This is a genomic window from Acinetobacter sp. M5A5_2a (assembly GCF_053345265.1).
This window is the reverse complement of the sequence record NZ_JBKEZV010000004.1, coordinates 319,957-343,886: the sequence shown is the minus strand read 5'-3', so window position 1 is coordinate 343,886 and position 23,930 is coordinate 319,957. Positions and strand designations below refer to the sequence as shown.

The window sequence follows — 23,930 nt, the reverse complement described above, 5'->3', positions numbered from 1 at the left end:
CTTTTTATGCGCTCAAAATTATGCTTGAGAACCCAACACCAGCTTTGACTGTTTTCTTTCTTGCTGTGATTGCTTTATAACAGCATAACCAGAAGATACACCTAAGTAGGCAATGACAAAGGCAACAAATAAATCGGGAAATACACTGCCTGTTCCAAATACCCCAACCGCCGCTAAGATTACAGCAACATTGGCAATAGAATCGTTTCTGCTGCACAACCAAACAGAACGCATATTGGCATCTCCATCACGGAATGCATAAAGCATCAGAGCAACTGAAACATTCGCAATTAAAGCCATCACGCCAATTGCGCCCATGACCATAGGTTCAGGTGGAACACCATGAAAATATGACCACACCACTTTTGCAATAACAAAAACGCCAAAAGCTGTCATCGTTAATCCTTTCATTAATGCCGCTGTTGCACGCCAATATAAGCTCATCGAAAGAACAACTAACGATAACGCATAGTTTGCTGCATCTCCGGCAAAATCTAATGCATCTGCCCATAGTGAAACAGATTGGGCTTTGTAACCACCCAAGATTTCAACTACGAACATCAATGCATTAATGATAAGTGCAATCCATAACGCTTTTCTAAACCGTGGACTCACTTTCTTTGAAGGAGAACATGTTGAAGCACAACCACATCCAGCCATTTTATTTCCTCTAAAACTCTTTTATAGTGATTAAAAACCCTTGAGTAGCTCCAGAGTCAAGCCTTATGAGTCTTTCTATTGGTCAATTATCAAAAAAAGCGGATGTTCCCATTGATACGATCCGTTATTACGAAAAAGTAGGTGTACTTGATCGTATCCAACGTTCAGAGAATAATTATCGTATTTACAACGAGCAAACACTTGGCGACCTACTGTTTATTAAACATTGCCGCGAATTAGATATTTCACTCAGTGATATTAAAACGTTAAAAGAAATGAAAGCTGAACCTAAACAGGCATGTACGAAAATTGATAATTTAGTAGATAAATACTTAAATGAAGTATCAGAAAAAATTGAACGATTATTGCTTCTAAAAGAATCTTTAATTGATTTAAAACAGCACTGCTCTACCAATCGAACAGTGGATGAGTGTGGGATTTTAAAAGAACTGCAAAGCTCTCCTTAAACCTGTTTTAGTAAATTCATACAAATAAAAAAGCACCACTCATGTGATGCTTTTTTAAGATTAATGGTCGCTATGTTCATCAGGAGGAACTTCGGTAATTCTCCCACCCCGAGCTAAAAATGCAGCGATTTCATCTTCCAGCGCTTGGCGCTGTTTCTGTTTAGCAGTGACAGTCAGCGTTTCTGCCTCAGCAAGATCAGTATCACTCATACTGCCTGCTTCTTCATCAGCTGCACCGCTTTCTGCTGCTTTCGCTTCATCTTCATCTACAGCAGAATCTTCTGCATCTTCATAATCATTGATATCTGACATTTCACACTCCCCAGAATGATTTTATTGCATCATTGCTATGGTCCCAAGACCTCAGAAATTTAGCAACCTCTTTGCATTTAGCAAAGAGCCAATTTGGTCAATTCCGTATCTTTTATGACCAAATTCGTAATGATATATAAATGATTGTTCAAAAAATATCTACTGGCATTTAATTCGCTTAGTAGAGTATAGGCCCAGTAAATATTTTAATGCCTATAGCGGGTACTTTGTAAAGCCCCTAAACCATTTGCTTGTTGCATAAATTTATCTTTTAAAACCGGAATCTGCTCAACTTGCTTAAGGCCCATATTACGAGCCCAAACGATTGGGAATAACTCACTACTTTCAAGCCAACCAATTGCCGACATGCTATGCATCATTGCATCATTCTGACCTTTACGGCGATGCTCATAGCGCATTAAAGTTTGATCATGTGCCCATACACCACGGCTTAAATCGTGAAGCAACACGTCACACAGTACTGCTGCATCAAGACAGCCAATATTTACCCCTTGTCCAGCAAGTGGATGAATCACATGTGCGGCATCACCAATCAAAGCTAAGCCTGCTTTTACGTATTGTTTTGCAGCGCGAGCTTTCAGCGGGAATTGTGCTCTGGAACGAACGTCTAACACCTCACCCAACATGTGTTGGCTTTCTTGAGTTAAAAGCTGCATAAACGCAGTATCGTTTAAAGCTGAATATTCATCGGCATAATCATCTGGTAGTGTCCAAACAATTGATTGCCAGTATCCGTTTTCAGTTTCTTCAAGACTTGCCATAGGTAAATATGCCAAAGGTCCTGTAGGTAAGAAAATTTGACGGGCAACATAATGATGGGGTTTTGCAGTTTTAATGGCACAGCTAATGGCTGCTTGTTTGTAATCCAGTACATCGAGGTCAATAAAAGCCTGTTCACGTACAAATGAATTAGCGCCATCTGCACCAATCAGCAGTTTAGTTTTAAGCGTAGTACCATCTGCCAATTGAATATGCCAACATCCAACACCCTGCTCAATACGAGTAACACGAACTTGGGTACGGTAATCTGTTAATTGCTCCAACATTTTTTGTTGAATGGCAACATTTAATACACTCGGTTCAACCATAGAACCTAACGCTTGTTCCGGCATCGGTCTTTGTATGGACTCATGGCCAAAATTAATTTCACCATAGCCATTAAGATTCCATACCTGCATGCCCGTATAAGGCATTTGACGCGCAAGATCATCCCAAACATTTACCGTTTTAAGCAAATGAATGGTCGCTTGGCTAAGCGCTAAAACACGTGGATTCATCACGCTTAATGTTTTCTCAACATCAAGTACAGGAGCCGCATCAAGCACTGTGGGTTGTACCCCACCTTGCGCAAGTAATAAAGCAGTTAAACCACCAACCAATCCACCACCAACAATGACGACATCCAACACTTCACTCATGCTTTTAACCCCATTGCATAATTAGCCACCAACGGTTTTACACCTGGAATAACATCAAATGCAATTAATCCTGTATTACGAATTAATTTTAATAATGGATTTTGGTTACTAAAGCCACGGACTACAGTGTCACAGAACTTAATTACTCGCTGCTGATCTGATAAACGAGATTGTTCATAGGCAAGTAAATTATCAGGGTTACCCAAATCATCAGAAGTGGTTAACTGGTTCACTAAATAACGCACCAAAACATCTGCATCACGTAGACATAAATTAAAGCCTTGTCCTGCAACCGGATGAATTGTATGCGCTGCGTTACCCATTAAAATAACGCGGCCAACAGCTTGTTTATGTGCAAGCACTTGTGAAAGTGGATAGCTAAAACGTTTACCCGTTTTTTCAAATTTACCCGCTCGGTCACCATAGGTTTGTTGCAAGGCACTTAAGAAGTGTTGGTCATTTTCTTCGCCTAGCCATTCATTTTCAGTGCCTTTTTTCACAGGCCATACAACCGAACGGCGATATTCACCCGGTAAAGGCAATAAGGCTAAAGGCCCTAATGCACTAAAACGCTCAAAACCAACATGCTCATGCGGTTTCGATGTCTGAACGGTAGTGACAATTGCAACCTGATCATAATCATGAACATCAACACCGACACCAATTGCCTGACGACAAAAAGAATCACGTCCATCAGCCGCAATTAATAATTTTGAGTCAAGCTTTAAGGTTTCCTCACCACGCTGAGCTTCAATATGTACTTGTTCAGCATCTTGAGTTAAAGCTGTAACCTGTACGCCATCAATTAGCTCAATCAAAGGTTGCTGACGCACTTGAGTTAACAGCACACGACCAAGCCAAGCATTTTCAATCACCTGCCCAAAGCTTTCGACTTTTTCTTGTTCTGCGATTAAACGTGCTTTACCAAAACTGCCTTGCTCAGTAATGTGGACTTGTAAAATTGGAGTAGCATGTTGCTGTAATGCATCCCACAACCCTAGCTTTTGATAAATTTGCACACTACGACGTGATAAAGCCGTATTACGTGCATCAAAACTCGAATGATAAGGGGCAACATTTTGATCATCATAGTTTGGGTATTTCACAGCTTCCAATAGCTTTACTGCAATATTGGCCTTCGCTAGCATGAGTGAAAGGCTCAAACCAACCATACCCCCACCTACAATAATCACTTGTTGTTGCATCGAGTTTTGCTCCTTTGGCGAATACGTTTAATTATGCTTTAGCTTGCGCCATTAAATGTTCAATATCTGCAATATCTTTAACTACATTGGCAGTTAAAACTCGTGGCCCTTTCGACGTTGCGACCACATCATCTTCAATACGAATACCAATACCACGCCATTTTTCATCTACAGTTTCATCATCTGGCGCAATGTATAAACCAGGTTCAACTGTAACAACCATACCCTCTTCATATTGACGCCAGTCTTCACCTTTTTTGTAAGATCCAACATCATGTACATCCATACCTAGCCAATGACCTGTGCCATGCATATAAAACTGACGATATGCTTCGGTTTCGATGAGTTGATTAACATCACCTTTGAGCAAACCTAAATTAACTAAGCCTTCAGTTAAAATTTTGACTGCAACTTCATGAGGTTCACGGTAAGAATTGCCAATACGAACTGCGTCAATTGCTGCATATTGAGAAGCCAATACAACTTCATATAAGGCTTTTTGTTCAGCACTAAATTTGCCATTTACTGGGAAAGTACGGGTAATATCCGATGCATAAAACTCATATTCACAAGCTGCATCAATCAAGACTAAATCACCATCTTTGAGTGGTTGGTTATTTTCAACATAGTGCAAAATACAAGCATTAGCACCACCACCAACAATACTGTTATAAGAAGGCACACAACCGTTTTGCCCAAATATATAATTCAGCTCAGCTTCAAGTGCATATTCCATCATGCCTGGACGTACCATTTGCATCGCACGCGTATGCGCTTCAGCACTAATATTTGCAGCAATTTGCATCAGCTCAAGTTCTTGTGGTGACTTGACTAAACGCATTTCATCCACAATACGGTCGAGCTGTGCCAGTTGAGCTGGAGCGCTCTCATGTCGGTGCTCGGCATCTGCTTGTTTAATCCACTGGCTCACCCGTGCATCAAACGCAGCATTGTGCCCAATCCGATAATAAAGACGCTCTTTATTTAATAACTTTTCAATAATCTCTTCATCAAGCAAATCAATTGCATATGCTTCATCTGCGTCATAGTCTTCAATTGCACCATCAATGCCTGCACGGTAACCATTCCAGATTTCCATCTCACGATTACGTTCACGGCAAAAAAGACTATAGCTATACTCATCGTCCTCGAAAGTTTCAATGACAGCAACTGCCTCAGGCTCAGCAAAGCCAGTCAAATAGAAAAAACTACTATCGGCACGAAATCTATAATCCGCATCACGATTACGGTACATTTCCTCACGCGTTGCAATAATTGCAATACTGTTTGGACCCATTTTTTCTGCCAGACGGTCTCTACGATGTCGAAAATCAGCTTGAGGCAATTTCATAATGATCTACTTGATTTAGAATTTTAAAGTCAAAAAATAAAATACAACCAATAACACATCGCCTCAATTAGCTTGGGCGATGTGGAGTAAACATTTCTACAATAGTTTGTTCTGTGTCTACAGCAGCAGATTTAATTTTTGCATGAAAGTTTTTCAATAAAGAACTGTCAGCTACAGTGATTTTTTTTCTACCAATAGACAAGCTTACAGGTATTAAGCGTACAAATTCATACAATTCTTCGTAACTGCTTTCACCTTCCTCATCATTATCAGAGTCTTCAAATTCGACCGCTGCAATATCTTGAAGGTTCTCAATCAACTCACGTTCATCATCACGAATATGACCCGATGCCAGCCCAAAACCTAATACAACACCCGCACACCAATCTGATAATGCTTGTACACGTTCTTGAAGCGTATGTTCATCATCAGGAAGCATTGGTAAATAATCTAATTCATCATCAGATATAGCGTGAACGACATCGTCTGCTTCATCAGTTAAAAGTGCTAAAGCATCTTCACTTAACTCTGGCACATTAAGGGTTGTTAAAATTTGTGACCATTCTTCACGCGTTGGCGCTTCTGTCACACAAACAATACCTGTTAACAGACCATGTAACTCACTAGGGCTTGAAATTTCTTCAATTCCTTCAAAATGAGCGTTCCAATCTGTCCAGCCTGAAATATCGTCTTGCATTCGTTTATCCAATCTCTATACTTTGTATATATTACCTTTGATTGCAATTCTGTGCGACCTCGTTATGTTAGAACAATTACAGCGGCTACAAGCGCATATTAGCGTATTAAAAACACGCTTACATCATTTAGAGAGTGAACATGCGGCACTCTCAGAAGCTAATGAACTGGCTGAAACAGAGCATCACGCACAAGTTGTGCAAAAAAATAGTATTATCACTAAAAAACAAGAGGAAATTGAGTCGGTAACTGAGCAGTTATCTCAGTTAAAAGGTCAATTTCAACAATTGAATCAGGATGCTAACACACTTGCTGAACGTTATAGCCGATTAGAAAAAAGTACGACTGATTTAAAAAATCGTTTTCAAGAAATTCTTGCCGAACGAAATGAATTACGTGTTGCCAAAGAAAAGTTACAAGCCCACCAGCGTCAAACCCAACAAGAGCTTCATGATTTACAACAAGATCGTGATCGTTTGTTACAAAAAAATGAGCTTGCCAAATCAAAAGTTGAAGCCATTATTCAACGTTTAGGAATTTTAGGTACTGCCCAAGATCAGCATGCTCAAGAAATTCAGCAGCTTGCCCATCCTAATGCTGAAACTGGTGAGGAGACCCAATCATGAGTGAACAAGTCATGGTAGAGCTTAGGCTGATTGAGCAGACCTTTAGACTCGCGACTACTTTAGATAAAAAAGATGAACTTGAACGTGCAGCAGAACTTCTCAATGAAAAATTTAATGAGATGCGTCGTAGCGCTCCACGTGTGGAGCACAACAAATTGGTCATTATGGTTGCTCTACAATTGACTCAAGAAGTACTGAGCCTTAATAAGTCTTTGCAAGAATACACTCACTGTGAACGTTTACTGCAAACGATCTTGGATGATGTTGAACAAATTGTTTAATAAACTATCCATATAAAAACGCCTTGCTCTATGAATAATAGATGCAAGGCGTTTTTTATTTAGACTATTAGGACAATTGAAAATTATTTTATGCTTGTTAGTGTACAAAGCTTCATCAAACGCAAACTAAGTTTACAGTTCCAGAGGTTTAGGTGATTGCCAACATGGTCAGATCGGTTATACTTAAACTGTCTCTGGGATGTTCGCCAGCGGGTCTATTCCCCTGCCGATACTTAAACTTATGGATGTGTTCTGTATATTTAGAGTGTATGCCTACCTTCGTGTAGGAAACCCAGCAAGTATACGTCGCCTCCACCTTGAACTCATCGGGTTCAGGGTAACGACACATGCAGCGGCATCTTCGGAGCATCTATTTACTTATAAAAACAACAACTTAAGACAAGAAACATCAACTTAAAAACCTATTATTTCTCACCAAATTAATCAAAAATAGGCTTATAGTAGGCTTCAAAAATATTGTGGTATATTGCTGCGTATCGTTTCGTACTTTTTAAGTCACCATGACCCAAAGATATAAGCTTACTAAAACATTTATCGATAGCATCCCCCTCGAAGAAAGCGGAAGTAAATTTTATCGTGACTCAGTTACTATTGGCTTTGGCTTAATTTCAACAAAGTCGAAAACCTATTTTGTTGAAACGAGAATGCCTGATGGACGAAACAAAAGAAAGTCTATTGGTAAGCATGGTGTATATACTCTTGAGCAAGCACGTACAGAAGCTAAAAAAATATTGTTAATGATGCACCAAGGCATTGATCCGGTTGCTCAAAAAAGACAATTAAAGAATGACTTTAAAACCGAAAAAGAAGCAAATGAATTAATTCCAACGCTTGAACAAGCCTATGAAGTCTACAAAAGTAAAAAGAAGCTAAGCGCTAATACAATCAATGCTTACGACCGATGTGCCAATGATTATTTTAAAGATTGGAAAAACATCAAAATTACTGAAATTTCTCAGAGAATGACTTTAAACAAACATATGGATTTATCTGAGCGAAGTTTAGCGCAAGCAAATCTTGCAATGAAGTTTTTATCAGCTGTCTACAACTTCAATGCCTCAATTCTATATAACGATAATGATGAAAAAATTATCACCGAAAAAAGCCCTGTAGGGGTTATTTATAAAGAGAAGAAATGGAACAAGATAAAACGTCGTAAAGGGTATATTCGAGCAGACCAAATTCACGATTGGTCACTTGCTGTGTGTGCAAATTGGTGGTCAGGCAACCAAAACTTAAATCATCGTGCCTACACAAATCAGGACTTCTTACTTCTATTGATACTAACCGGATTCCGAAGAGAAGAAGGTGAAACACTAGAATGGGCAAATGTTGACTTAAAATATGGAACTATAAAAATTCAGGATCCGAAAAATCATGAAGACCTTCTCCTACCGATGGGAGAAATGCTTTGGTATATCTTGGCGGAACGTAAAAAACTTGCTGGCAATAATAAATACGTTTTCGCTGGTGATACGCTTGATTCACATATCGTTGATAAGCGTGAAGCTCGTCATACGATAACTGAAGCAACTGGCATTGAATTTACATTTCACGACTTGCGGAGAACCTTCGGAACTATCGCAAATAGTCTAGCGATTGGTAGTTACACAATTAAAAAACTCATCAATCACATGGTTGGTGATGATGACAACGATGTAACCGATGGGTATGTCCAAGTAACTTTTGATGATCTACGTAAAGCTATGAATATGATTGAAAATGTTGTGCTATCTGATGTTTCAAAAGCTTTGATAAAAAACAGAATCTACTTTGAACAAAAATCAATAAGGAATATGCAAGAAAAGTGGGTTGAGCATAACAATATTATTATAAGCAGATATCATGAATAGTTTGGCTAGTTAAGATAGTCCTAAATATTGAATCACTTACTGAAAAATTGAGAATTAGCAAATGAAAGATTGGGTTTACTTTTATATCCAGCACACAATTAAATATGGTAAGCCACTCTATAAAGAGTCTGGTTGGTCCTTAGGCTTGCAGAATAATTATATAGTTATAAGTGAGATACGAAGCTAAATTAGAAGAAATAATGGATATAACATGTTGAAAGTTGTAATTTATAAATTTATTTAAGGTTATCTTGAGTTATTTCTAAAATTAAAGATATTGCTCAAACCACTTATTACAGAGTAAGAAGATGATTGATTTTGATTTTGTTTTAAAAACCCATAAAAAATATAAAATCTTTACAATTCAAGAGAAACTAATGCTTGAACAAATTAATGAAAAGATAAATTCACTTCTTATTGGGGATTCATATAGCTACAGCTACTGTATTGAGCTAAAAAACTCTTTTTTAATTCAATATAAGTTATCCAATATAAAAATTTATAAAATAATTTATGAAAATTTAAGTTTTATTTTTTCAAATTTCAATTTTGATAATAAATTCAACAACAATAAAGACAACTTTATAAATGCTTATAAATATTGTTTACATGCTAGAAAGAATAATATGTTTACACCTATTCATGCATTTATAACAGATGAAATAAATTGTTTGTGCGAATCATTAATTTTCTTTAAAGAAAAAGGAGTAGGAAACTTTTTTAACAATGGTAAAGTTAATAAAAAAAAGGTACTAGAAATTGAAAAAATAATAGATAATAAATTTAAAAAAATTGGTATTGATGCTATTTCGTATATTTTTTCTAAAATAAAAAAACTTTTTGACACTAAGTTTTATTTTTTCATTACAGAGCATGATAAACAAATATATCCTTGGGGTTACATATTAAACAAAGCAATAAAACATTCTAACCCAATTTCATTATCCCAAAATGTTCAAACTATTAGATTAGACTCTGCTTTGGAATTTTCAAAACATTACATATCACTATATCAATATCAAAATTATCCATTTTCTCATTTTAAGTATACAAATAGCTCACCAGAATCAATCTTAAGAGTAATTGATAATCATGTTATAGGAGATCAATTACTTAAAATTGAACAATATGATCCTAAATCAATCTTAGATTATCTTAATTTTATTAATAATAAATTTAACACACCAGAATTAAATTTAACATTCGAATTAGCTTCATTTATCTATACAAAGCCACATAATGAAATTATAGATATTACAGAAGAAATTCATAAAATTTATGATAAATATCCAATTGAAATCTCCAACAAAATATCGAAACTAATTAATCATACATCTATAAACAATAAATTCCATACTATTTATGATTTGGATAAAGCTGATTACAAGAAAAAACCTTTTGTAAAAATATTAGATAAAGTGTTTTTCCTAAACCATTCATTTTTTTATATTGGGTTTTACTATATATTTCTTGAGCTACTTTATCTAGAAGGCATAAAAAGCAATGAACAGGGATTAATATTAGAAGAATTTGCGGAGCACTCACTAAAATCAACCTCTCAGAAGTTTATTGGAAATAATGAATACGATGTTAAAGGTCCACAAAGAACCGCTATGGGTATTAATTCTGAGTCTTTGGAGTTAGATTTAGTTATTTACAATCAAAAAAGTATTGCTCTATTCGAGATTAAACATCGTGTACTTACCGACAATTCAAAAGCAGGCAATAGTTATAATATTTTGAATGATTTATCTGAATCTCTCATTAAGTCACAAACGCAGCTAAATAAACACAAAAGATTTTTATTAAACTTTAAGGAAATAAACTTTAGAGACGGTAAAAATTTATATATGAATGATAGAACTATATATAAAATAAGTATTAGCTCTTTAGAATATCAATCTTTACATTACCCTTTAATTGCTCAAAATTTTTTAAGAGCATTACCTTTCTTCTCTATTAATTTAACAAATAATCCTAAAAATAATGAGCTCGTTAAAAATATCAATAAAAAAATTAAAGCATTTTCTGATGATATACTAAAACCAGAGACTAAAAACGAAATCGAAGATCCTCTTGGTCTTCAAGACTCTTATTTTATAAATATTTTTCATTTTCTTTTTTTAATTGAACGCGCAAAGTCTAAAGGTACTGATTTCATTGATGAGCTTACGCTTTACCATAATACTATTCTAAATCAACTAGATTTTTACTATTGTTATTTTTATAAAGATAGAAAATTTAAAAATTAATAGGATTTTTTCAATGTGCTCGAACTACGAACCAATCGCAAAAGATAGAATTCATTTGTTGGATCTGTTTGAGCCAACATTTGAATATAAAGATCATATTTACCCTAACTATGAAGCTCCCCTCTTATTCTCTAAAAAAGAACAAATGGAATGGCGTTTAGCTAGATTTGGATTAGTCGCTCCATGGGTTAAGGATCTTAAAAAAGTTCATAACACTTACAACGCCAGAACGGAAACAGTTCACGAAAAACCGAGCTTTCGAAATGCATGGAAGAAAAACCAATTTTGCTTAATACCGGCTGATGTAATCTTTGAGCCGAAGTATATTAGTGATAAGCCTGAATGGTGGGGAATTTATAGGAAGGACGAAATGCCTTTTACGATTGCTGGTATTTATGAATATGCAGAGGTAAATGGCGAAGAAATCAGATCTATGAGCATGCTCACAATTAATTCTGACCACCACCCTTTCATGAAGCAGTTCCATGCTCCCACAGATGAAAAACGCTCTATTATTGTTATTCCACCTGAACTAAGAAATGACTGGCTGCACTGTAAACATGAAGAAGCTAAGGAATTTTTCTTAGATATGCCTGCTGATGAGTTCGTAGCACAACCTAGATCAGAATTGAAGAAATTCCGACCAAACGCACAATAATGAGCGACAAGTTACGACTAGTCACTATTTATCCACAAGTTTTTAAATTTGAAATTTAACTAAGCTCTAGCATATCATCTTGAATATGTTACAAATTCAAGTTAAGGGGTATTCTATGAGCGAAATTGCACCATCCATTATCCAGATAAAGCCGTATTTACAAGATGCTGTTTTATCTGAAGCCTTATCATTTAAGCAGGTTATCCCTTCAACTCACTTGCTTGTGCCTTATGCGCTTGAGAAGATATCGGCAGGTTTTCCCAGCCCTGCACAAGATTATGTGGATAAAGCGCTCGATATGAACGAGCATTTAATAAAAAATGAAACTGCCACCTTTATTGTCAAAGTTGCTTCTCAATCGATGCTCAACGCAGGGATCGATATTAATGATGAATTGATTGTCGATCGTAGCTTAGATGCTAAACACGGCGACATTGTAGTCGCACTAATCGATAATGATTTTACGGTTAAGCGCTTAATGATTGAAGAGTCGAAGAAATGGCTCAAAGCAGAAAATCCAGAATATAAAAATATCTATTTAACAGATGGCCAAGAATTAATAATTTGGGGTGTTGTCACTCATATCATTAAGATGACACGGCATTAACACATGAAACATGAGAACAAAGTCTTTTTCTTGATTGACGTCAATAATATGTATGTCTCATGTGAGAGAGTCTTTGACCCATCTTTGAATCATAAACCAGTCATCGTTTTGTCAAATAACGATGGGTGTGCCGTTGCGCGTAGTAATGAGTCAAAATCCCTAAATATAAAAATGGGTGTACCACTTTTCCAAATTAAAGACATTGTTCAGCAACATAACGTAATCGTACTTTCAAGCAATTATGCAATGTATGCAGAAATGTCGAGACGTTTCCATAAGATTCTGAGTTCGTACGTAACTGATGAAGAGGTTGAACCTTATTCGATTGATGAATGCTTTGTAGACTTCACAGCTTATGAGAAGAACTTTGATTTAGAGAAGGTTGGTCACGATATGCGGGCAAAGATATGGAAATGGATTGGTTTGCCCGTGTGCGTAGGAATTGGTCGCAGCAAGACGGAAGCAAAGATATCTAATCATATAGCTAAGAAAAATCAAGGCTTTAACGGTGTTTGTGATTTAGTGAATATGGACCCTTGCAACAAAGAATATTACTTTGCCCAAATAGACGTTTCTGAAGTTTGGGGTATTGGTCGTAAGCACTCAAAAAAGCTTCAATCAATGGGTATTAATACAGTCCTTGATCTAGCTTGTGCTGAGCCTCGCGAGATGCAGAAAAAATTCTCGATTGTTATAGCTCGTACTATTTACGAATTACAGGGCATCTCATGCATTGATATCGAGCACACTCCCCCTTCAAAAAAGCAAATAGTTGCAAGCCGGTCCTTTGGCGGTCGGGTAACTGAATTAACAGATCTAAAAGAAGCAATCTCTATGTATGCTCAGGATGCATGTAAAAGGCTACGTGAAGAGGAGCTTTTATGCGGATGTATGATTGCTTTCGTTCAGTCAAACCCTTTCGATCCTAATGTGCCGCTCTACAATAAATCAATCACAGGTTCGTTTTCTGAGCCTACGGATTGCGCTATTGATTTTGTAAGAGCTGCAACAAGGATGGTGGATGAGATTTATAAGGAAGGAATTAAATATAAGAAATGCGGCGTACTGCTGACAGGACTTGAGCCCAAATCTGGCCACACTTATGACCTCTTAACCGACTTTGAGCACATAGAGAAAAAGGAATGTTTAATGAAGGCTATGGATGGTATTCATAGCAAGTTTGGAAAGAAAAAAATTAGTGTCGGACCATGTTTTGTTCCCAATCGGAACTGGTCGATGTCCCGTGACAAATTAAGCAAGAATCCCTTTCTTTGGGATCAACTACCAATCGTTAAGTAATTTTTGAGGAACTAAAATGAACTTTACACGACTAACTGACGAACAATTAACTCAAACACTTATCCCTAAGCGCTTCGTGCCACCTACGCCGCCAGAATATGAAGGGAAAAACATGGTCTATGTTTTTGATAGTGAAGATTCTTTTCATTTAACTTATGATGAGTTGGTAGAGATCATTGGAAAAGCCCGTATGACAGGGCCACAAATGATTCCAATTTTAGGAACGGTTGGTGATTAATGAATAAAAATGTTGTTGCTTACAGCATCTCAGTATCAGTCATTCTTTTAGTTATCCTTATCTGGAGTGTGTTAGGGATTCTATTTAAATATTGGGGTGATGTAACAGCAATTAAAGATAGTTTATCAACAGTCTCCGGAATCTTCGGAGGCTTGACCACGTTAGGAGCCGCCATAATTGCAGCTAATTTATTTAATGACTGGAGAGATCAACACAACAAATCTGTTTCCAATGAATATGCGAAAAAGGTGCTTGAGAGTTATGATCGATTATCTAATTCAATCCTTGAGTTTCAATTAAAACAGAGTGACTTAGAAACGGAGCTATATCCATTTCTTGTTGGATTACAACTTGAAATCAAGGCGCACGAGGATGAGTACCATTCCAAAATAGAATCAATAAAAGGAACTGCTAATACAATAAAAACGAATTTTAAATTTTTCATAAGGAATTTAAAGCACTACCATTTACTTATAGAGGAAACTAAAACTTCTACGTTAAAAGTTAAAATTCTGGAAGATTATTTCGAAAAAATCCCAGATATAACTAATTTTTTTATGATCCCAGTCAATGATTTTGCAGAGTTTGTCAATGTGTGCGGAAATGCATATGAAGAATACTTTCATCTTCAAAATTTAATAGATGACAATGAAGTTAATAGAATTTTAAATTCACTTAAAGTATAGAGTCCACAATTTAAATTTTTTATGCAATAAAATGCCAATTGCAAATTAGGTACAAAATTTTATAAATTGTTTTTTTAACAATTTTAATCAGCATCTAAAAGCTTAAACAAATAATGCAGAATAATTAGCCAACCTTTGATAGTTGATAAAAAATGCAAATTATGAATCATATCAGCGCGTCTTTACTAAAATTTAAATAAATTCTTCTCATAAAAAGTATCTGAGATTAGAATCTATAAAAAATTGATACTTAAAAAACCATGAAGACTGAACTTAGGACTTTATTGATAGATATTTGCTTTTGGATTATTTCAATATGCATTATTTTTTTCTTCTTTATATTATTAATTTATTCTCACAATACGATTGATAACCCATTAAAAGAGGCTTTTACTTTAACAATAGGCTTGATTTCCGCTTTGACTACAATTGGTGCAGCAATAATCGCGGCATATCTTTTCAATGATTGGAAGGCCCAACATAATAAATCAATGGAAGTACAACTAGCATTGATAATGATTGAAAAATTTGAGTCTTTTGATGAGCAAATCACATTGCTGTATGGGCAAATTGCAACTCCCTATGATCTTAGAGATCAAAGACATCTTGAATTAGCAGTTATTGATTTCAAAGAACATAAACAAAAAAAGTTACTTGAAATTAGAGTTAGCTTTTTAAAAGCCGTAGCATCGATTGAAAATTTTTATTTTTTTTCTGGAGATAATAAAGTAGTAAAAGATAAACTAACATTTGCTAAATCAGAATTTAAAAAATTCTCAGATGTGTGCATGAAGATAAGTAATGATTCTAACTATAATGAAGTTGCTACACATTTTATGCTTGCTTCTAGAGAATTAATGCCCGTTATAAGTTATATTGAAGAACGTTACATTCTAGTAGCGATAGAGAAACTAAAAGCATAGAAATATATGTTAAACCCTACTCAAAGGGCTTTTACACAAATACCTACATTCACATTACTATTGATAGTATGAGCTGAGCATCCTGATAATAGAATGCACAGCGCTGTTAGAACCGAAGCAAACTTAGAACGCCTACAATGAAAGGTTTTCATATTATGATATCCGGTTAGCGATCCAGCCATAAAAGAATTGTTCTTGGCTAGGGTTGCGTTCACAGATTTCAATGTAACGTTGGCCTTGCATGATGTTGAGTACTCGCAGTAAAACTTTCTCCCCATCTTTACCACGCTTGGCCAAATACGTTTTAAGTGCGTTTAGTGTGGCTGGCCCGTAAATTCCATCTACTGATAAATCTGGCCACCCTGCTTTGCCTTGATTGTTTAAAAGATTTAAAGCACGTTGCAAAAGAGGTTTTGCAAAGCCGGTGCCACAATTTACCCCTGTATCTAAAAGCTCTTCAGCTACTGCAGAAGAAATAGAATTCACTTGGTCAAAGCGTGGGGCTGTCCAATACTGTTTTTTATAAATGGCTTTGGCCACATCTAAAGGCAGATCACGCATATTGCCTTTAAAACCATTAGCACGTGCTACCGCTTCAGTAATACCGAATTTGGTAGCCCCACCCTTATCTGCTGGGTTATTTACATACCCGCCTTCGCGTTTAATGAGTTCTTCAAGATATTGTTCGATGTTCATTTCACTTTCCTTCAGATGTAAAAAAACCGACCTTTTAATGGGTCGGCTTTTAGGTTTTGAGAGCTAGTATTATGGTATCTAGCTTCCATAGTAATATGGGAATGGAGAATGTCTTAATTGACTTACCTACATCCCACCATGTGTATTTATCGTTCATATTATTTAAGGTTCAGTCGATTTTCAGCATATTTAATAAACAAATTTATTAACTTGTATAATGCGTAAGCTCCAACCAAAACATAAAATAAATTGATGAATTCATTCGGCCCTAGATTGATTACGTTCATTTCAGCACCTAGCATGTGAATTGAAAAACTGGTATCTTTATTAGGCATATTTGTAGTTGTCTCCTTTGCTCAAAGTAGATAATCCAAAACCTCAGTGTTGGCGCACTGGGGTTTTTGCTTTTTTGGAATAAAGTACATTTCTTACTTCCCATAGAATGAATAGACGAACTTTACCCCCATTCGTTTTTTTATATCAGGCGGAAGGACTTCCGCTGACTTTGTTAAGAAATTGTTTCTGTTAGTTGACGCACGCTTCATACCCGTTTTCCTACCCGTGAAAAATGAAATACCACCCGAAGGTGGTCGTTTCATAATATTGTTTGTCGATAGTTTTTCGTAGTAGTTAGCGGCATGCAGTGTCAACAGGTAATTTCTCTCTTATACGTGCAACTCTCAAATTAATTTATAAAAATCAGAGTATTGAAATTTAGTAAAATTCAGTGATTTTTGAGTAAAAAACCGCCCGAAGGCGGCATTAAATTTTTTTATTAATCACCTTTAACTTCTTTCTTTAATTCTTTAACCACTTCAACGATATTTTTACCTTCCCGCTGGTTTATAAAATTTGCTGTGATACGTACAATGAACCAACCAGGTAAACCACATGCAAAGAAAAACCCACCAAGTGCTAAAACGCCCCAAACATTGTTTACCCACTCATGTAAGCCAAACTTCATAATAAAAAATGATCCTCCTGTAATGCTTGAAACCACAGTACAAATCAGCCCTACGGCCCACTCTTGAGGGTTCTTAGGCATCCGTATCATCATCACAACAAGTGCAATAAGAGCCGTACTTAAAATGACAACTATCGCCATACCGTAAATTTTAAAAAATGCACTTGCTCCAGCAGTGCTAATTGGTTCAGCCATTATAGGCTCCTTAAATATTGGTCAAAAAAAAGCACCCGTTTGGGTGCTATGAATTAATTTAAATTAACCTTCAGAAGTACTTTGAGTAATCTGATTTGAATAATTCCAGACTGTGTTTTCCCATACATCACGTGCAGCAACTCGAATATAATATGGGGTTGTTGGTTGTAAGCCTCCAATTGTGGTTGTTAATTCTGTGCCAGCCCAAGAAGGCGGCGTTTGTGTTGGATCAAAATTAGAAGTACTGCTTAGCCAAACAGCATAGTCTTTCAGATCAGGAACCTCGCTAGGTACCCATGTCACTGTGACTGAATCAATAGTTGCTGAGGTATAAACATTTAGAAGTACTGGCGGTACCGGATTACTAATACTTAATTCAGCATACGTGCTGATCTGGTTGCCGTTCTTACTTGCTACACGTATTGTATAAGCTCGGCCGATACCATCAGTTTTAGCTTCTTCAATTGAATAGCTATAATCTGTATTGGTTGTATCAACCTCACGAATCATTGCGCCATTTGACCAGACTTGCACACGGTAGCCATCTGCACCGGTTGAGTTTTGCCATTGAACCTTAAACGTAGTACCAACAAACGGCGATTGCAGCGATAGACCTTTCACACCCGCAGGACGTCCACCAGATAATGTATAACTGTATGCTGTTACCTCATCTAATGTTTGCTCTTTACGCTCCAAACCGTTAAAGCTTGTGAACTTCAAGAATATCTGTTTACCCACCAGATTTTCATTAAAAGGATAATTAAAGATAGCCCGATCAAGTCGTACAAACGGCTCACCTGCACTATGATTTTGCGCATCATCAAAACGTCCACGCAAAACATCACTTAATGTATAAAGACCAGATCCGTTTAAAGTGGCAACTTGATAATTGAAATACTCATCACCGACTTTACAAAGTGTTTGATCGGCTTGTGCATCTTCTAAGGTTCCGCTAAAAATCTGACTTACTGTATTGAGTTCAACTTGTAGAGCTGTGTCATCGGCATCAATTGCCGTAACTAATTGGCCGTATCTTGCGGATCCGTAAATAGTGCCAATCATTTCATAAGTCGTATTATCAAGGCTGGCCCAAACATTACAGCCCCCCCAATTTATGCCACCAGAAACCGCAACCCAAACTTGATTTTTGCCGTCTGTCAGATCCAGCGGAGGTTCAAAAATAACAGGTGCATTCACATTACCCGGTTCTTCATTACCCCCCTGATAGCCATTTGATGCTTGTGAATCGTATTCAATGGCAGATCTTGAACCTACAGCTAACTCTTCTCCCGTAATTGTTAACTCACCGAACTCATCTTCCTCAATACGTGTAATACGAATAGGAAATTGATTTAGGCCCAATGCTTCATCTGTAATGGTGACAATATCCATTGGTTCTAACCGGCAGTACTTCCAACCCAAAGTAAACTCATATTCATTACGTACATAAAGCAATCTTTGTAAGCGAAGTTGTGCAGCATGACGAGCGATTTTTGGCTCACAGAAATAATGGTTTTCTACTGGATCTTCAGTACGCAAGCCAAACATCTCAATATTTGCTTGGTCCTTCGCTTCAGTAGTTTCTGTGTTGTACTGGTTATATCGATTGATATATTCAATCTGAACGTGATTGTAGGCATCAGTGTCACGGCTACGGCGTACTCTTACCGGTTCATCATCACTAATAAAATCATCATCAGTTAAATGATAAACCGGTGTGAGATCCGGAGTAAAAGTGACACCATTACCTGTAATCGCAGAATCGCCAAAAGAACGTATTTTTAACCCGTCTGGACTTGGTACTACAGCACAATTTACAGCTTCGACAATCTCGTTAATTGTTTCATAGGCTGCACGTTGTTCAGTGAATGCTGGACTAATTAAGAGATTGGCTGCTCGGCAATAAGTACGGAACTCTTCTAAATCTGCCATGTTTAGTTTTGGCGCCGCACCATGACGTGGATGCGTAATAAAGTCTTCAATTACATCGGCTGGATTGGCATCATCAATAGTATCTGACAAAGTAATTGTACTAATCACTTCAAAGTTATGATTAGACAGGCTTGCACTATTCCCCATTTCATAATTTGCAGCTGCCACATATCCAAGGTAGGGATAATTAATTGCCTGATTAGGATGTTTTGAAACTAACCAGCCCCATGGTGGATTATTGTTTCCATCGAATAATTCAAACTTAAGCTGATCAATAGGATCTAAAACAATAGAACCTTCTTGTTTTGAAACAAATTGCTCCTTATCAACCCATATCAGGCCAATCTTCTTAATTTGGTTTTCACATAATCCAAGCATAAGCGAAGCACTATAACTAAATGTAGTGTTACTGGTCTTAGTACTTCCACCCTTACCACCAGATTTAGTGACAGTTGTATGAGGTGTTGCTAAAAAATCACCATACCAAAACATATTAGCCGCTATACGTGTTTTGCCATACACAAGAGGCTGACAAAGCCCATAAGCTGATTGTTGAATCCGCATAGAGTTAATACGGGTATCTGTAGTACTAATCGTGGTACCGCCAAATAATCCACCCATTTATTTAAGCCTCTTCATACGAAAAAAGCCCGCTATACGGCGGGCTAAACTTCCTTTTGTTCCATTTTGGAGTATGACTCCTTGATGCATATAGCTATGAATGACATTTGGCCACTCGATGACAATTGCACCATGACTAATGCACTTGCCGAATTGATATAAAACGATGTCACCCGGTTGCGGTGGCCCTTCGACTGGATCACATACACCTAAAATGAGTTCTAAATAGCGTTGCCCCATCTGGTGCATGTGCCAGTCTGGAGGATATGGCCGTGGATCTAAATGATCCATGAGTCCTACTTTCTCGTAGACCTCACAGATCAGTGTTCCGCAATCAACTCCCACGCTTTTAACACGGCCTTGGTGATGGTATGGTGTACCAAGCCACGTAAGCGCCTCTTGTACTGCTTCTAGATTTTTCATTTAAAGTAAACTTTCCAGAAATTTTTTAACTAATCGTGCAATACGCTGATGTCCCAAATCATTTGGGTGAACACCATCAGGAGCACTTTGACCGGGCGCGGTAAAATAGTATGAGTTTGCTGTACTGTTATAGACGGCTAGACCTGAACCGTTATAGAGATCCAAATAAGGAATTCCATAATGATTTGCGTATTGAATAATCAATTCAGCAATCATGCGAATAGTTACGCCATAAGCATTAGGATTACCACCATCGATTCCATAACTATCAGCACTTGGCAAAGGCAAAATTATGCCAAGCTTTTTTAATGGAAATTTATTTACTAAGTTGCTTAGTAACAAATTAATAGATCCGGCAACTGTTTCAATTCCGGTACCGTCACCAAATTCACCTAATGGGCGAGCTCTAACGCCGAAATCATTACGACCTAAAAATACAGTAACAATGTCAGGATTTTGAGTAATGTTATTAGGGACATTCGCTCTATTATCCCAACCATGCCCACTAGCACCATAGTTATAAATATTCATTCCCCCGACCATATCTGAAACATAGTCATGGTAATTTTTATTGGTACGAAAATTATGCTCCGTGAGGCTATCACCTATTACGGCCCAACCCAGACCGCTTAAAGGAGAGACTCCGTCAATACTGTCAACTTTATGTTCTAAGAGCTCAAAACGCTGTTCAAAATTTTCAGGCAATTGGGCAATTACATTTGCCCCTCTAATTTTAGTTACGTAAGCGGGATTAGATGAGTCTTGAATAACCACATGCCCAATCACATCATAGGATTGAGAAGATAATGCCGTAGTAAAAACAGCATAACTATGCGGCGAGTCAGCAGGCACAGTGAATGTCTTTGCACCTGTTGAATGATCGGTAAGTAAAATAATTTGAACATTTGTGTTGGGTGCAATATCTGATTCAGAAAGCAACCCAATACAAGCATTTGATAAAAATGCAGGGCTGGTAATGTAATAAGTTTTGCCCGCTTCAACATTAAATAAAACAGTTGAAGAAACGGTATAACTTAGAATATTAGAAGTTAGACGGTTTACATATAGTCCTGCTTTTTCTTTCTTAATATCGTAAAGATCTACGGTAGACATCTCGATATCAGATTCAAGTAATGCTTGTGCTTCTAATACTTTGATCTTTGCATGTGCAGGTTCATCGTAAACAGGGGCACCAGCAGCTTTTTTGATAACCTCGATAAAACCATCTGAAGAAATTAAAGTACCTGTACGAATATCTACCGACTGCGTTGCCCAATAAGTATTTAGAAATCCAAAGTTATGGCCATAAGGCACAGTGAACTCTTTTATTAATGGATCTGTCGTGTCTTTTAAAACAATAAGAGTGGTTGGTTTCCCACCCTCATGATTCGAGGTTGCCGAGGTCCCTAAAACTACAACGCTCTTATTAATTGTCGTTGTAGTTTTTAATTGATAGGTTTTACCCGGTACAACTGGAAAAATATTGACAGAAACATTTGAGCTATCCCGAATAGCACCGCCACTTGGGTTAACGTTAATGCCAGAAAAGTTGTTTGCCGAATTGTATAAATTTTCTATCAATTCCTTTTTAAGAGCATTATCAACATAAGCTAAAACTGTAGTCTTAGGATCGTAAGGACTCTTAGTTAAAGTCGTTGCACCTGAAGAAGCCTTGTAATATGAACCACCATCTGTTGCGCTTAATACTTCAACTTTCGTGTTTAAAGTAATATTCGCAATATCTGCATTAGCTTCCGCTAATGTTGGATAAGTTTTTAGTGCACCATTTTGAAAACTTGCTAATGCATTGTTTACATATGTTTGAGTTACTTTGTCAGATACAGCAGTAGTTAAATCTGTTTTGGTTGGAACTTCATTTCCAAGATATTGATGTAATTTCCCCATCACATCACGGAAGCCACCTTTAGTAACTGTGCTGCCAATAATTTCTGTAAGATTCGGTAAAGGCATTTTCTACCCCCATAAAAAAAGCCCTGCAATTTGCAGGGCTTTGGTTAATGAAAAGTTTTTTAAACTGATGTTTCTGGAACTGGAACAAATGGTGCGCCACGGAAGCGGGCACGGTTATTAAAGCGGTTGGTACACGTTTCAAGTCGTTTATCACATCCCGGATAAACACGTATTGCTTCACCGATTTCAGGCATTTCTAAAAGTGGCAAGGTAAGTATAAGGGCCCCAGACTCATGCAAACGAACGGTACGCTTAATACCTATGTTTACACCCTCAACAAACTCTACAACTCCTTGGGTAAACCAGCCTTGAGGCTGACTCAATTCACAAATTATTCGACTAGGTGTACTACTTGCTGCAATAGTTGTATTAACAGCAAAATTAGCTCTGTCTAAGCCACATGCGCCATCAAACAATGTATTTAAACAACCGGGCGTATATAAATTTCGTGGCATCTGAAGCTTTAAGTTGTCAACATCAGATACCACACTGGCATTAATTACATATCGGTCCAGTTCAGGTTCAACGATACGACCTTCGAATAAAATTAAGGCGCCAGCACTTGTATCAGTAGGTGTATTAGCATCCATAAATATGCGTTCAAGCTTAAACCGTGCGCCATCTAAAATGCCGTTATGAAATGCCTGAGCTACAGGCACATCACCAAATTTTGTGCTTTCATTTGTTTCGATAGTTATAGATAAATTATCCACTTCGATGCCTAAAGAAAGACTAGTTCCTTCTCGACTAATAACAGGGCCATCATTACGAAACTCTTTACCCTGAACAATCAAATTGTAGTCATAGCTTGTGTAGAAATACTCAATACCTTGAATCGTTGTTATGGTGTAAAGATCAGCCATAACAAATTGATCGGCATTCAGTAAGGCAATGAGTTGGGGTGATGCTTGTCTCATATTTTATTTCCTAGTGATCCGATCAATTCAACTTTCCCAGCTTTCCACAACTTATCCATAAAGTTAGTGTACTGCTGATCATCCGTCTTAAAACGGCAACGATAGTAAAAGGTTCCTGATACAGTAATTTCTTCACCCAGTTCTAATGGTGCTGATAGTTCAAGTATTCCATTTGAATTAACGGTGTATTGGATATCCCACATTTTTTGTTCAGGTTCGACCCACATTTCTACAGGTGAATCCTCCCACATTAAGGGATCTTCGCTTTCGCTTGGTTCTGTGTTAGATACAGGAATAGTCATAGGTGCACTACTCTTATAAATTTGAAATTTATCTGTTATGCCATCCCCAACAAATGTGCACTGAAATTGATTATCACCCGGCATCTTGTAGAGAAATGAATCAAAAGAGCCACGCCGCTCTATGAAAAAACTTTCAAGCTGCTGTAACTCTTTACGGCCCTTGCTTTCCCGTAAAAAAGCAAAGGACATTGATATTTCATATTTAGGTACTGCCTGAAAACTTGCTCGAAGTTCTCGGCCATTTATGGATGTCATGATGTGGGTATTGAATATCGGTGTTTTTGAAAGATCCCATTCAAGACCGGGTAATTCTGGAAATAATACGTTAGACACTT

General features: G+C 37.1%; 24 protein-coding genes and 1 other RNA gene. 12 read left to right on the top strand and 13 right to left on the bottom strand.

Going from position 1 to position 23,930, the window contains the following annotated elements; translation table 11 throughout:
* Nucleotides 1-18: 18 nt before the first annotated feature.
* Nucleotides 19-660, bottom strand: a complete 642-nt coding sequence (locus tag ACLBWE_RS08495) for a cation transporter (protein ID WP_447602301.1) — start codon at nucleotides 658-660, stop codon at nucleotides 19-21.
* A gap of 65 nt (nucleotides 661-725) precedes the next feature.
* Between ACLBWE_RS08495 and ACLBWE_RS08490 the strand changes: the two genes are divergently transcribed.
* Entirely contained in the window at nucleotides 726-1,127 is a 402-nt protein-coding gene (locus ACLBWE_RS08490; RefSeq protein ID WP_447602299.1) for a MerR family transcriptional regulator, read from the top strand.
* A 60-nt stretch (nucleotides 1,128-1,187) separates the two neighbouring features.
* On the opposite strand, the gene ACLBWE_RS08485 is transcribed toward ACLBWE_RS08490, so the two are convergent.
* From ACLBWE_RS08485 to ACLBWE_RS08465, 5 genes are all read right to left on the bottom strand, one after another.
* Complete coding sequence (locus ACLBWE_RS08485) at nucleotides 1,188-1,439, bottom strand: hypothetical protein (protein ID WP_003652849.1); 252 nt, start codon at nucleotides 1,437-1,439, stop codon at nucleotides 1,188-1,190.
* A gap of 206 nt (nucleotides 1,440-1,645) precedes the next feature.
* Nucleotides 1,646-2,878 carry an FAD-dependent monooxygenase gene (locus tag ACLBWE_RS08480; protein WP_447602297.1) on the bottom strand — a complete coding sequence of 411 codons (1,233 nt, stop codon included), beginning with the start codon at nucleotides 2,876-2,878 and terminating at the stop codon, nucleotides 1,646-1,648.
* A complete protein-coding gene (gene ubiH, locus ACLBWE_RS08475) occupies nucleotides 2,875-4,083 on the bottom strand; it encodes a 2-octaprenyl-6-methoxyphenyl hydroxylase (RefSeq protein WP_447602295.1) in 1,209 nt (402 codons plus the stop codon). Before ubiH ends, ACLBWE_RS08480 begins: the two co-directional genes overlap by 4 nt.
* 31 nt (nucleotides 4,084-4,114) lie before the next feature.
* Entirely contained in the window at nucleotides 4,115-5,434 is a 1,320-nt protein-coding gene (gene pepP / locus ACLBWE_RS08470; RefSeq protein WP_447602293.1) for a Xaa-Pro aminopeptidase, read from the bottom strand.
* A gap of 67 nt (nucleotides 5,435-5,501) precedes the next feature.
* Nucleotides 5,502-6,131, bottom strand: coding sequence for a UPF0149 family protein (locus tag ACLBWE_RS08465; RefSeq protein WP_042898255.1), 630 nt, complete (start codon nucleotides 6,129-6,131; stop codon nucleotides 5,502-5,504).
* A gap of 64 nt (nucleotides 6,132-6,195) precedes the next feature.
* Between ACLBWE_RS08465 and ACLBWE_RS08460 the strand changes: the two genes are divergently transcribed.
* The 11 genes from ACLBWE_RS08460 (at nucleotide 6,196) to ACLBWE_RS08410 (ending at nucleotide 15,574) form a co-directional block, all read left to right on the top strand.
* Nucleotides 6,196-6,756, top strand: coding sequence for a hypothetical protein (locus ACLBWE_RS08460; protein ID WP_042898254.1), 561 nt, complete (start codon nucleotides 6,196-6,198; stop codon nucleotides 6,754-6,756).
* A complete protein-coding gene (locus ACLBWE_RS08455; protein WP_003652859.1) occupies nucleotides 6,753-7,037 on the top strand; it encodes a cell division protein ZapA in 285 nt (94 codons plus the stop codon). Before ACLBWE_RS08460 ends, ACLBWE_RS08455 begins: the two co-directional genes overlap by 4 nt.
* Before the next feature lie 188 nt (nucleotides 7,038-7,225).
* Nucleotides 7,226-7,409, top strand: a non-coding RNA gene (ssrS, locus tag ACLBWE_RS08450) — 6S RNA.
* 149 nt (nucleotides 7,410-7,558) lie between these two features.
* On the top strand, nucleotides 7,559-8,911 hold the full coding sequence (locus ACLBWE_RS08445; RefSeq protein ID WP_447602290.1) for a tyrosine-type recombinase/integrase: 1,353 nt from the start codon (nucleotides 7,559-7,561) through the stop codon (nucleotides 8,909-8,911).
* Between the two features lie 308 nt (nucleotides 8,912-9,219).
* Nucleotides 9,220-11,163: a hypothetical protein gene (locus ACLBWE_RS08440; protein ID WP_447602288.1), complete on the top strand. Its 1,944-nt coding sequence runs from the start codon at nucleotides 9,220-9,222 to the stop codon at nucleotides 11,161-11,163.
* A gap of 13 nt (nucleotides 11,164-11,176) precedes the next feature.
* The gene (locus tag ACLBWE_RS08435; RefSeq protein ID WP_447602286.1) at nucleotides 11,177-11,821 is read left to right on the top strand and encodes an SOS response-associated peptidase; all 645 of its coding nucleotides are present in this window, start codon (nucleotides 11,177-11,179) and stop codon (nucleotides 11,819-11,821) included.
* Between the two features lie 115 nt (nucleotides 11,822-11,936).
* Entirely contained in the window at nucleotides 11,937-12,428 is a 492-nt protein-coding gene (locus ACLBWE_RS08430; RefSeq protein WP_447602284.1) for a LexA family protein, read from the top strand.
* 3 nt (nucleotides 12,429-12,431) lie between these two features.
* Nucleotides 12,432-13,727: a Y-family DNA polymerase gene (locus tag ACLBWE_RS08425; RefSeq protein WP_447602282.1), complete on the top strand. Its 1,296-nt coding sequence runs from the start codon at nucleotides 12,432-12,434 to the stop codon at nucleotides 13,725-13,727.
* A 16-nt stretch (nucleotides 13,728-13,743) separates the two neighbouring features.
* Entirely contained in the window at nucleotides 13,744-13,965 is a 222-nt protein-coding gene (locus ACLBWE_RS08420; RefSeq protein WP_272421537.1) for a hypothetical protein, read from the top strand.
* Nucleotides 13,965-14,651: a hypothetical protein gene (locus ACLBWE_RS08415; RefSeq protein ID WP_447602280.1), complete on the top strand. Its 687-nt coding sequence runs from the start codon at nucleotides 13,965-13,967 to the stop codon at nucleotides 14,649-14,651. The genes ACLBWE_RS08420 and ACLBWE_RS08415 overlap by 1 nt, the downstream gene beginning before the upstream one ends.
* Nucleotides 14,652-14,911: 260 nt before the next feature.
* Entirely contained in the window at nucleotides 14,912-15,574 is a 663-nt protein-coding gene (locus ACLBWE_RS08410; RefSeq protein WP_447602278.1) for a hypothetical protein, read from the top strand.
* A gap of 153 nt (nucleotides 15,575-15,727) precedes the next feature.
* On the opposite strand, the gene ACLBWE_RS08405 is transcribed toward ACLBWE_RS08410, so the two are convergent.
* The 7 genes from ACLBWE_RS08405 to ACLBWE_RS08375 all read right to left on the bottom strand — a co-directional run bounded on the left by ACLBWE_RS08405 (nucleotide 15,728) and on the right by ACLBWE_RS08375 (nucleotide 23,928).
* Nucleotides 15,728-16,270: a glycoside hydrolase family 108 protein gene (locus ACLBWE_RS08405; RefSeq protein WP_447602276.1), complete on the bottom strand. Its 543-nt coding sequence runs from the start codon at nucleotides 16,268-16,270 to the stop codon at nucleotides 15,728-15,730.
* Between the two features lie 775 nt (nucleotides 16,271-17,045).
* A complete protein-coding gene (locus ACLBWE_RS08400; RefSeq protein WP_000830091.1) occupies nucleotides 17,046-17,429 on the bottom strand; it encodes a hypothetical protein in 384 nt (127 codons plus the stop codon).
* A 63-nt stretch (nucleotides 17,430-17,492) separates the two neighbouring features.
* The gene (locus tag ACLBWE_RS08395; protein WP_447602273.1) at nucleotides 17,493-19,982 is read right to left on the bottom strand and encodes a phage tail protein; all 2,490 of its coding nucleotides are present in this window, start codon (nucleotides 19,980-19,982) and stop codon (nucleotides 17,493-17,495) included.
* A complete protein-coding gene (locus tag ACLBWE_RS08390; RefSeq protein WP_447602271.1) occupies nucleotides 19,983-20,405 on the bottom strand; it encodes a C40 family peptidase in 423 nt (140 codons plus the stop codon).
* Nucleotides 20,406-22,376, bottom strand: coding sequence for an SGNH/GDSL hydrolase family protein (locus tag ACLBWE_RS08385; RefSeq protein ID WP_447602269.1), 1,971 nt, complete (start codon nucleotides 22,374-22,376; stop codon nucleotides 20,406-20,408). It lies immediately after the preceding gene.
* A 59-nt stretch (nucleotides 22,377-22,435) separates the two neighbouring features.
* Entirely contained in the window at nucleotides 22,436-23,293 is an 858-nt protein-coding gene (locus ACLBWE_RS08380) for a DUF2163 domain-containing protein (RefSeq protein ID WP_447602267.1), read from the bottom strand.
* On the bottom strand, nucleotides 23,290-23,928 hold the full coding sequence (locus ACLBWE_RS08375; RefSeq protein ID WP_447602265.1) for a DUF2460 domain-containing protein: 639 nt from the start codon (nucleotides 23,926-23,928) through the stop codon (nucleotides 23,290-23,292). The genes ACLBWE_RS08380 and ACLBWE_RS08375 overlap by 4 nt, the downstream gene beginning before the upstream one ends.
* Nucleotides 23,929-23,930 lie beyond the last annotated feature (2 nt).